Origin of the sequence: Succinivibrio faecicola, from assembly GCF_019448115.1 — a bacterium.
Classification (GTDB): domain Bacteria; phylum Pseudomonadota; class Gammaproteobacteria; order Enterobacterales; family Succinivibrionaceae; genus Succinivibrio; species Succinivibrio faecicola.
In genome coordinates, this window is sequence record NZ_JAGFNY010000045.1 from 1 (window position 1) to 10,489 (window position 10,489).

Consider the following 10,489-nt stretch of genomic DNA (forward strand, 5'->3'; position numbering starts at 1 on the left):
CAGTCAGTATTCCATCAACCGTGAAAGAGCTCCTTAACTTCAGAGCGTCCGCTGAGGTTAATGCTCCAAGGCAGGTTGTTTCTTACTGTACTCTCACACTGGAGGTAAGAGGATCCGTTGAGCTCTCTCAAAACTCAGTTAAAGAGTTTATTTTACTTGCTGAATTGTCCCTTTCTCCAGTCTGAGAGTGCAGTTGAAACCTTGCCTTCTCAGACCTCCATTGTGGGACACCTGCTGTATATGGTTATATTTTATGAGCTTACTTAATTTGACTGTACTCTCACACTGGAGGTAAGAGGATCCAAGGACTTCTCTCAAAACTCAGTTAAAGAGTTTATTTAACTTACTGAATTGTCCCTATCTCCAGTCTGAGAGTGCAGTTGAAGTTCAGAAACATAACATCATATACGCATGTGATCTTGAATATAGTTCAGGTCACCATTGAATGGACAAATTAAAAGGCGAAGACATCTGAAAAAAAACAGAGCTTCGCCTTTGTTTTCTCTGTTACACTTTATATAGAAAATCCCTAAGTGTATAAGGAGAGAAAACACATGAATACTAACAGCACACAGACATCAAAATCAATCTATTCTGAAAAATATTTTTGCGGAATTGATTTGGCAAGCAAAGTTATTCAGGTAAGTGTCACCAAACCAGGTGAAGGCTCTTTTGACAAAGCATTAAGTAAAGATGAGTTCACCAAATTCATTAAGGCAAATAACCCTGAAGATTACATCTACGGCATGGAAGCCTGTGGAGATTCCAATTACTGGGCAGAGCTGATTAACACACTTTGTAATGACAAAGCCTTTATCTTTCCTGCCAACAAATGTCGTTCTTACAATCATGGATGTAAGGATGACAGAGGAGATGCCAGAGGTGTAAGGGATTTGCTGCTCACCTATTTTTTAAGTCCTGACGCCTCAACAATTCATCCATGTGTGATAAGAGACAGACAAAACCGGGAAGATATGGCGTTGCTTAAGTCCTATGGTGATAACCAGTCTGACATAACAAGGAATGTCAGACGTCTGATTGCATTTTTAAAAGAGCAGGATGCCACACTATGCTACAGTTATTCCATGTCACCTGAATCCACCATAAAAGCAGCAACTGAATATATTAAAAAACTGAATAAGGAAGAATCTCAAAACAACAGTTTTCTGATTTCAGATATCCAGACTCAGAGTGCAATTATTGCAATGCTTCTTAAAAGGAGAAGTAATATTCTCATGGGATTTTTGAAATATTTTGAAAGCCACTCTGAATGTCAGTACTTTATGGCCATACCCGGAGTTGGACTGTTACTTGCTGTAGGCACACATATCATTACTCAGGGAGATTTTACAAGATTTAAAAATGCCCGTTCTTTTGCTGCCTATACAGGATTTACCCCTGCACACAGTGGTACAGGAGGAAAGAATAAGATTGCCCATATGTCAAATAATGGTAACCCTGTATTAAAAACTTTAATCTATGAAGGAGCCAATGCCTGTACCATCCTTCAAAAGCATAAAAATAAAAAAGATAAAAGAGTCAAAATCAGTTATGGCAGACAAATTGCTATCGATTTATGGAAGATTGGCATCAACCTTAAAAATCCTGATATAAAAGAAATCGTAAGCCATTATGATGCTGAGCTTGCCTTTAAAATAACCGAAAAGAACACCAGCACCAAGCTTTGCAAATTCAAAAGCAAGTGCAATAAAGCCAATAAGACTTTTGAGCGACTTAGCTCTACTCCTGCAGTCACATCCTGGTGCCAGAATAATCTTTTAGAACAGCATAAACAGGACAGTACTCTAAGTCCCTACCTTGCAGAGTTTAAAAATAAAAATCAGCTCATTGATTTAAGTAATCCGGAAGGTCCTTTCAGAAGACAGTCTGCAACACTTGTAGCATACCTTGTTGAGCATAACGAAGTTCAAGAACTTGAAATAAATGATCTCGAAAGATTGGATTTCGGTGAATGGTGATTTTATTAAAGGTTATAAAAGAGTACGAATGCCAAACGTGAAGTAAATTAAATTTGCACCAGCAGTTTTAATAAAAAGACTCCATAGAACATAACGAATACATTATTCAGTATATTTGAGAAAAATCTCTCCAGGGAAATTCTCTGGAAGTAAATCTGACAAAAATAAAAGCAGAGACAGCCAAACAAGGGAGTTATTTCTCTTAGCTGTACTTTTTAAATTGAAGTATTCAGATTTATTCAGTTAACACACAGACTTGTTGTCTTACCACCTGTCTTTACAGGCCAAGACGTTAAAAACATTATATAGAAATCCCTACCAGGGTTCATAAAGAAGATTTAATCATGACTACTGAACCGAACTTTAGGATAATTGCATAGCGATTAAGTAACAGAACCAGAAGAGCAACAGTTAACAGTTAAACATCAAAGGAACACTTTAACCACAACAGCGTAACAAAGTGCCCACGTTATTCCTTTGTCTTAAAAAACAGCCTTACTTATAAATAAACTTACGTAAATTCATAGAGTTATCTGATTGCATAGAGAGCAAAATTATTTTATATGTTTTTTAAATTATTTGCTTGACAGATCGCCGTTCTCTATATAGAAGTTGTTGACATAATGTACCTTTATTTTGCCTAAACTTTCAGTATTTGATCAGATTATTTCTATATACACAAACAAAATTACAATACAGTGATCTTTAGCTCACACTTATTCATGAACTTATTTAACACTTTGATCCATGTATCACAAAGTATTTTTTATTCAAGTCATGCGTGCCCCTGAATTTTTTTTTGACAAGTATCAATTAGTTATAAAAATGTATGTGAGATATATACAATGTAGCTGCAAAAATCAGTTTCATCTATAAAAAAAAGCATAAAATAGATCGTTATTCAGAATAAACAAGCAGAAAAATAAAGTATAGAGAACTGAGGTATCATGAACATTCTTAGGAAACTTATACCGGTACTTTTACTTTGTGGAACCTATCAGGCGCAAGCAAATACAATCACCGTTGTGACAAAAGGGGCTGGCCAGTTTGGAGCCTCATTTTTATCAGCCTCTCACGACTCATTCAAGGCTGATCCCAGCCTTGTATATATAAAGGGCAAGAAATTTTCAGAAGGTGCAAAAAGAAATGTTTATCCTGATGCTGATCTTACAGGAGAGGATAAGGAGCTTTTTAGCACCTACAGTCCAAGACTTAATGCACCTGAAAGAAGTGAGCTTTACTACTATGGTGACAAACCACTGACAAAACGTGTAGGCGAAATAGATGAGATAAGTAAAACATTTGCCTATCTTGATGCTCAAAGTGGTGTTCTAAATGAACATGGTGTAATGATTGCTACATCAAGGGCTTATGTAAGAAATTTCAAAAAAGTTTCATACAAAAACGGTGGAATATTAAATGTAAGTGAACTTTCAAGAATCGCTCTTGAAAGATGTGAAAATGCAACTGACAGCATTAAAACCATCGGATCACTTATTGAAGAGTATGGCGTATATGGTGTTCCTTATATTATCTGTGTTGCAGATAAAGACACAGCCTATACAATGGAAATCCTTCCTCTTGAAGATGATAAAAAGGGTCTTTGGATTGCAAAGCGCATCAGTGATGGCAGTGTATATGTAAGTGCTGACAGCTTTAGAATTGATGATATCGATGAGAGTGATGAATCACTTATCATGCAGCCAGGTCTTATTCAGAAACTCAATGACAGAAAGATAGCAAAAACAAACAGCAATAAAAAGCTAAGCTGGATACATTCTATAAGAGCATGTGAAAAAAGACCTTATTATTCACTTCGAAGAATATGGCGAGCCTCATGTATCTTAAATGCAAACTGTAAACTGTCAGCCTGGAGCGAGAGCTACCTTAAGAATAACTATCCCTTTGAAATAATCCCCGACAGAAAGGTAAGTGCAGAATTCTTAATGCAGCTTCACAGAGATACATTCAAAGGTACTGAATTTGATCCAAGTGCTACTCCATCAGGTGGCTTTTTCGCCTCACCTTACAGCTACAACCTTGAGAATGAAAGAGCTATCAGCACTACATCAACTGCATATACCTATATAAATGAGGTTTCATCCGATCTGCCTGTGCCTATCTGCCACTTTGCACTTAATACTCCTGCAGAAAGTGTTTTCATTCCACTTACAGTATCAGAACTACCTGATGCCTACTCAAAGGTAGACAGAAACAGATATGATGAAACAAAGCTGTACTGGGCTACAAACATGGTATCAACTCTTACTAAAGGTTATTACTACACCATGATTGATACAGTAAAGGTCAAGGCTCTTGAGCTTGAACAAAAGTCAAAAGCTACGATTTCACAATACTCAAAACTCTCGGCAAAGGACTTCACATCTTTGTTAAATGCCAACGCCATTGCATCTATTACAGGTATCAACAGTCTTTATCAGTTGCTTTTAGAGCATCATGACAACGGCTACAAACTAAGATATGCGCAAGGTCATAATCCTAAATTCATACCTGTTGAGCGCTACAACAAAGAAGAGAATTTAAGGAAGGCAAAACAAAATGATTAAGGCTTTTACAATAAGTGCGCTTGTATGCTCACTTCTCCAATCAGCTTTTGCCTGCACAACAGCTCTTGTAACTAAGGGAGCTTCTGCAGACGGCTCCGTTTTTGTTACCCATTCCAATGATGGTTATACAGGAGACACCAGTGTAGTTTATGTACCGGCATCCGATCATGCTGAAGGTGAGAAAAGAGCTGTATATCCATCAGCATGTGCAAGAGAGCCATATCCAACATATAACACAGACTACACTCCAAGACTCAATGTCAAAGGAAGAGGTCCTGACTATCAGTTTAAAGGTGAAAAGGAAACACTGCCACTTGGCTATATTCCACAGGTTAAGCATACCTATGCCTATCTTGACAGTAACTACGGAATTATCAATGAGCATGGCCTTATGCTGGGTGAATGCACTGACTCATCAAGAAGAATAGGATACATACATCCTGATAAGACTGAAGGTATCTTTTACTCATCAGAGCTTGGCAGAGTTGCACTTGAACGATGTAAAAAGGCTCGTGAGGCTGTTGAACTTATGGGAAAACTCATTGATGAGTACGGTCTTTGGGGAACAGCAGAAACTCTTTTAGTTGCAGACAAGGAAGAAGGTTATGTTCTTGAAATGGCTCCAAACCCATCTGGTAAAGGTGGTTTCTGGGTAGCTCAGAAGGTGCCTGATGGAGAATTTTTCATTGCCGCAAACCAGTTTAGAATCAGAAGACTCGATCCTGAAAACAAAGATCAGATCTTCAATCTTGCCATGCTTGATGAACTTAAAAATCTCGGCTGGGCAAAATATGACAAGGACGGATATCTTGACTGGCTGAGATCTATTGATTCAAACGAATATTCTCATCCTTATGCATGCCTTCGCAGAGTTTGGAGAGGTTTTGATATTGCAGCACCATCATTGAAGCTTCCTGCATGGGTTGAAGGATATGACACATATGCATATCCATTTTCTGTAAAACCTGATAAAAAGATGACTGTAGATGATCTTATGAAGATCCACCGTGATACCTATGATAATACTGAATTTGACTATTCAAAGGGAGAAACTGGCGGTCTGTTTGCTCACCCTTACAGTTTTGGTCTTTACAATAAGGAAAGAGTTATCTCTGTAACAAGTATCACATACATCTGGATAAATCAGGTAAACGACAAACTGCCAGCTCCTATATCGTGGATTGCTCTTACATCACCTGCTCAAAGCGTATTTGTGCCACTTCCTGTTGCACCAATAACAAAACGCTATTCAAGAGTGGACAGAAAACATTACGATCCTACAAAGGCATACTGGGCTGCAACAGAGGTTGGAACCTTAACAAGAGGATACTACTCTGCTTTAATTCCTATTGTAAGACAGACTGCAGGTGATCTTGAGGCTAAGTCAAAGCAGAAAATTGAGGATTCATTAAATCTTTCAAAAGATGAATTCAATAAAATGCTTATTGATAACGCAGATGAGTGTTTCAGTGTCTGGAAAGCACTGCCATCAAAAATGGTTGAACATATAGATTCAGGTGCAAACTTAAAATATGCAAAGGGTCATGAGCCAAAATATATAAAGATTAACAGCTACAAAAACACAAACGTTGAAATGGAAAATCTGATTGCAAAGAATGCAATCAATGACAGGAATGTAGCTTTAATCGAGGATGAGCAGGAGCTTATCGCTTTAAATTCTGATGCTGCTCAAAGCAGGCAGTCAAAGGATAAAGGCTCAGACAAAACAGAAGATGCTCAGTTAAACAGCAAAAACCAGAAGACTGATACACAAAATGCACCGGCTCCATCTTCAGCAGATAAGAGTGACAGGACTGATGCTGATACACAAACTGATACACAAACTGATACACAAAATGCACAGGCTCAGTCTTTAACAGGTAAAACAGACAAGTCAGATAATACAAAGACAGACAAGTTAAAAGAGAAAATGCCTCAATGATGCGAATGCAATAACTCAAGATACGCAAAATGCAAACAGATCTTTAGTCAAAAAAAGAATCTCTGTAAAAGACTTTAGATCGTACTCTGATAAGTTAAACAGGAATGAAATACATTCCTGTTTTGTTTTTCCTATTCTGAGCCGTAGATTTTGAATAAAGGAGTGTTCTGTAAAGTTAACGGTGAATCATGAGTAAAGAACATCATTCCATCAACATATGCATAGATCCTGGCCTTTAAAGTTCCCTCATAAGGATCAAGAATTCTTCCAAGCTCATCTCCCTTTCTTACGTAGTCACCTGCATTTTTCTTTTTGTAAAAGACACCTGCAGATGGAGCCTGAATAACCTTAAGCTGACTTTCTCTAATGGTTTCTGACACGCATGCAGGATCAAATGTTCTTTTAATGATCATGCCCTTTTTAATCAGGAATCGTAAAATTGAATTTACAAGATGCTTTGTAGCCATACCCTCGATTTTCTGATTTGTACCACCATACAAGGAGAATGTCTTTGTGTTCCAGATCTGCCAGTTATAGTTTAACAAGGTAGTATCAAAAGGAGTCGGATCACTAATCATTACATAAGGCAAACCAAAATCATTTGCCTCTTCTATATAGTCATTACCTGTGTTGAATATTCTTACATGAGGAATGAAATCACCAGGCATATAAAAAGAAGCCAGCTGAATACCATACTCATAGTTCTCAAGCTTTTTGAAAATACCTGCGGCAATTCTCTGCGTGGTTTCCCCCTGATCGTAACCTGGGAACATTCTGTTTATATCGGTATCATCCATAGTCCAGAATCTTTTTCCTATATTCATAGAAAATGGATTTGCGCTTGGAATCACTGTAATTGATACATCAGAAGCAAGATATCCGTGATTTTCAAGAGAGGCTAACTCTTTTACTATCTGTGAGCAGACATACATCTGATTAACCTCATCACCTCTCATTGATCCGATAATTGCAAGAGACTTACTTCCAGACCCAAAGGTGTAACCATAAATATTGAAATCATCCCTAAAAGGAGACTTCATTGAAAACAGTATTTCTTTTTTCATTTTATTTCTCTGTTTCAAAACGGTGAACGCGAGCTAGCAAAGAGCCTTCATAAACAACAGGATAGGCTCTTAAAGTGAACATCAGTCCATCAACTGGAGATAATACGTCTTCGAGGATCTCACCTGTCAGAGAAGACACAATCTGACCAATACATTCACCCTTTTTCACTTCTCTGTTATTGTGGGTATCTGTTATGAAGATTCCTGATTTTTCTGCATTTATAAAACTTACTGCATCAGCCTCAGATAAGATAGGTTTCTTCACTTCATCTACACTCTGACCGCTCCACATTCCAAGATGCTTTAACATATTGAAAATACCATCAATAAGATTATTGCAGCAGTCATGATTGATTCGCATGCCAACGCCCATTTCAACAACCAGGGTCTTTGTTCCTACAATGTTTAATGAATGAGCAAGAGTAGACTCAAGAACAGTTGCAGCCTCATGAACCCATATAAAATCCATATTAAGATACTCAGCAAGAGGAACCAGCTGACTTTTTAAATTTACATTGATTCGAACCTGAGGAATTTCTCTTAAAAAGATATTGCTAGAATGTATATCAATAACAACATCCGCACCTTTTAAATCTTCAACAATGTAGTGAGCTGCAGCTTCAGTCATTGAACCTGTAAGAGAACCTGGGAAAATACGGTTCATATCTATATCAAAATTTGGTATTCCTCTTGTAATTGAATCGATACCAAGAGGATTTAAGGCAGGATAGATCTCAACTGTTCCATCAAGACTATCAAGGTTCTTTGACAAAAGCTGATTGAGCTTGAAGGCAACATACTGACCTTCAAGCTCATCACCGTGTGTGCCTGTTACAATGCATACTCTTTTTGAAGATGTACCATTGCTTATAACATTTTTTTTAATCAGAAGTCTTTCCCCGACAGGAAGCTCTGCACTGAAAATTCTTTGAATCATAATCGTCCTACACAGACAAACGCCGACATTCTGTTATTGCTTTTTGATGAGAATACTCCTCGACTAACAGAACAGTCAGCTGCGTCTCTACCATGAGCAAGGCTTATGTAACCATACTCAATTTTTTTATTATGGGTTGGATCAAAACCATGCCAGTACCCGTCAACCAGGACATCCACCCAGGCATGAGTCTGACCTTCACCTTCTATAAAACCATTTACATATCTGCATGGAATATTAAATTCACGCAGGATACAAAGCATAAGATGCGCATAATCCTGACATACGCCCTTTTTAAGAGCATATGCCTCATATGCCTTTGTTCTTGAATCTGTCACATTCTGTGTATAACTAATAGAGCTATGAACCTTGTCCATAACGCAAAAAGCAAGATCAAGAACGTTTCTGCTATGTGTGATTGTTTCTTTAAATTCAATTATTGCATCATCAGAGGCTGTCATCTGTGTATTGAAAGCATAAACAAGACTCTGCTCTGTATTCTTGATTAGGTATGGAGTAAGTCTTACTATACCCTCACTTGACCAGTACAATGACAGATGCTCATTGAATGTGCCACCGTACATGATTGAATTGCCAAATGAATCAAATGATGAATTGATAAAATCAAAACCAATCTGTTTTGTATTTACGCTTTGAACACTCTGACAGTCATTGGATACAGGAGTGCACCTGAAAAGCAGATAATGCCGGCTTACAGCAGTATCTGCACTTATCATATTGGTATAACTGAATATATAATCCCTGCTGTTCATCTATATCACGACAAGAGAATTAACCATCTGCAGCAGATTCTTGATATAAGAATCATCATTTCTTGCATAGGCATATTCATCTGACATTGAGCAGTAAATTTTAGGATTATTTCTCCCCGATCTTTACTGCCATAATTTTTAAACCTCAGTGCTGATAAAAGTTTTGTAAGTCGAACTTACATAATATCTGCACCATTCCTCGCCCATAGACAGCAAAATCTTCTGCATATCTTTGGGCACTCCCGTTAATTTTACAAACTCACTACCAGGTATGTACGTCAGACAAATGCTGGAATTACTAAGGTACTGGTAAACTCTCATCATACTAGGTCTTGTAAGTTCAGTCCTGTGGTCAGGAGATGGAATTGAAAGTTTGTTCTCAGCCATCTTTTTACGCATCAGGTATTCTGTTGCAGAAAAGATAAGCAGTGCAAGTGTCATTAGCCACATCAGCGCATTGATACGGGAAGGACTTTCAAGAAACAGAGCTCCCACCAGGATTTTTCTGTCCTTTAAGTATTTCCAGTTTCTTTCAACCACAGACTGTTTCTTATAGGTGGAAAGTAAATCACTCATGGTCCATTTACGCTCTGTATCATTGGTACAGAGAACATAATAGGTTGCCTTTTCCACTGTATCTTTTACAGCCTCTGTGTCAATCTGAGCATTTGCTCTTACAATGACACTTACTGTAACTTTCTCTTCATCCTTCTTAGGGCGACCTTTACTTTTATACCCTTTAACCTCTTCATAGGTAATGTCACTTACAGAAACCAGTTTTAACTTTGAAGTCAGTTCTGTTACCTGTTTTTCAGCATCAGCCATACACTTGCAGGGATGTATCTCAAACTTTTTTAAAGCCTTAAGAACCGCTTCAAGTTCTTTTTCAGCCTTCTTGTTAACAGTCTCAGTCTTTCTTCCTGTAAGCAGTTCATTCTGTACTAAGAGTTTTCTGACTTTCTGCTTTCCTATAACTCCTTCACCACACCACATGGCCTTAGGACCATCAGGCTCATCTTTGTCTACAGGGACAAGTGACTGTGGTGATGCCTTGAGTTTCTCAAAACAGGAGACAGCCTCACCGTTCTTATCAGGTATCCTGCTGACAAAATAAATTCCGTTTCTGGCAGCTGTCATGGCTATTTCACTTGTGCACAGTGCACTGTCACCTACAAGGTAACGCAACTCACTAAACTGCTGCTTTATTAGTTTCCAGTAATCGATAAT

At 37.9% G+C, this 10,489-nt stretch carries 8 protein-coding genes; 4 read left to right on the forward strand and 4 right to left on the reverse strand.

Annotated elements, in window-relative coordinates; genetic code table 11:
* The 4 genes from J5V48_RS09060 to J5V48_RS09075 all read left to right on the forward strand — a co-directional run.
* Window positions 1–185, forward strand: a 185-nt coding sequence (locus J5V48_RS09060; protein ID WP_219938264.1) for a hypothetical protein, incomplete at its 5' end; no start/stop codon positions are given.
* Between the two features lie 369 nt (window positions 186–554).
* Window positions 555–1,979, forward strand: coding sequence for a transposase (locus J5V48_RS09065; RefSeq protein WP_219938265.1), 1,425 nt, complete (start codon window positions 555–557; stop codon window positions 1,977–1,979).
* Between the two features lie 947 nt (window positions 1,980–2,926).
* The gene (locus J5V48_RS09070; protein ID WP_219938266.1) at window positions 2,927–4,546 is read left to right on the forward strand and encodes a C69 family dipeptidase; all 1,620 of its coding nucleotides are present in this window, start codon (window positions 2,927–2,929) and stop codon (window positions 4,544–4,546) included.
* Window positions 4,539–6,488 (forward strand): C69 family dipeptidase, encoded by a 1,950-nt coding sequence (locus tag J5V48_RS09075; RefSeq protein ID WP_219938267.1) that lies wholly within the window; start codon window positions 4,539–4,541, stop codon window positions 6,486–6,488. Before J5V48_RS09070 ends, J5V48_RS09075 begins: the two co-directional genes overlap by 8 nt.
* 131 nt (window positions 6,489–6,619) lie before the next feature.
* Here the strand turns inward: J5V48_RS09075 and J5V48_RS09080 are convergent, their stop codons facing one another.
* The 4 genes from J5V48_RS09080 to J5V48_RS09095 all read right to left on the reverse strand — a co-directional run.
* Entirely contained in the window at window positions 6,620–7,552 is a 933-nt protein-coding gene (locus J5V48_RS09080) for a M14 family metallopeptidase (protein WP_219938268.1), read from the reverse strand.
* 1 nt (window position 7,553) lies between these two features.
* Window positions 7,554–8,489, reverse strand: coding sequence for a M14 family metallopeptidase (locus J5V48_RS09085; RefSeq protein WP_219938269.1), 936 nt, complete (start codon window positions 8,487–8,489; stop codon window positions 7,554–7,556).
* Window positions 8,486–9,262 (reverse strand): transglutaminase-like domain-containing protein, encoded by a 777-nt coding sequence (locus J5V48_RS09090; protein ID WP_219938270.1) that lies wholly within the window; start codon window positions 9,260–9,262, stop codon window positions 8,486–8,488. The genes J5V48_RS09085 and J5V48_RS09090 overlap by 4 nt, the downstream gene beginning before the upstream one ends.
* A 138-nt stretch (window positions 9,263–9,400) precedes the next feature.
* The coding region (locus tag J5V48_RS09095; RefSeq protein ID WP_219938271.1) for an IS1634 family transposase at window positions 9,401–10,489 on the reverse strand (1,089 nt) is incomplete at its 5' end.